This window comes from Staphylococcus sp. HMSC061G12 (assembly GCF_001838465.1).
Classification (GTDB): domain Bacteria; phylum Bacillota; class Bacilli; order Staphylococcales; family Staphylococcaceae; genus Staphylococcus; species Staphylococcus simulans.
This window is the reverse complement of record NZ_KV837126.1, coordinates 1-570: the sequence shown is the minus strand read 5'-3', so window position 1 is coordinate 570 and position 570 is coordinate 1. Positions and strand designations below refer to the sequence as shown.

The following is a 570-nucleotide window of genomic DNA, read 5'->3' as shown; positions in this document are numbered from 1 at the left end:
TTAAAATACAACTTATATTTATTATCTATCTCCTTTAATTTCAGTAGTTAACATCATTAATATTCACTTTTTTATTATAGACGAAAACCTCAAGATTTTGTATATTTAAAATTTTATATCCATCAATGAACTCAAGGTATTTATTATCTATATTTTTCACACTCAGTGCTTTTTATAAGAAAAATTCATATGTTCCACCTATTATCATAAGATAAATTGCATTTAGTTCTTTTTATATTGCAAAACATTTTCATTTCCTATTTGAAAAGTAAAAAGGCCTGTAGGTGATATTAAACATCATTCTACAGACCTTTATAAAATCTATATCATCTATTACAAATATCTTAATGACTTACATATTAATTGTCATTATTTTTTTTACGTCTTCCAAATAACAATAAACTTCCAAGTACTGCAAATAAAGAACCAAATAAAGTCGCATTACTTTGATCTGTTTGTTGTCCTGTTTCTGGTAATTCTTTTTTAGCAGGAACAGAATTACCTTTTGAATTTTTAGGCGATTTAGTAATTGCACTATTATCCGCTTGTTTTTTTGTTGTGACTGATACT

At 25.3% G+C, this 570-nt stretch carries 1 protein-coding gene; it reads right to left on the bottom strand.

Annotated features, from left to right (window positions below; all coding sequences use genetic code 11):
• Window positions 1–359: 359 nt before the first annotated feature.
• Window positions 360–570 (bottom strand): LPXTG cell wall anchor domain-containing protein (locus HMPREF2937_RS08305; RefSeq protein ID WP_142351423.1); only part of this gene is annotated, 211 nt, incomplete at its 5' end.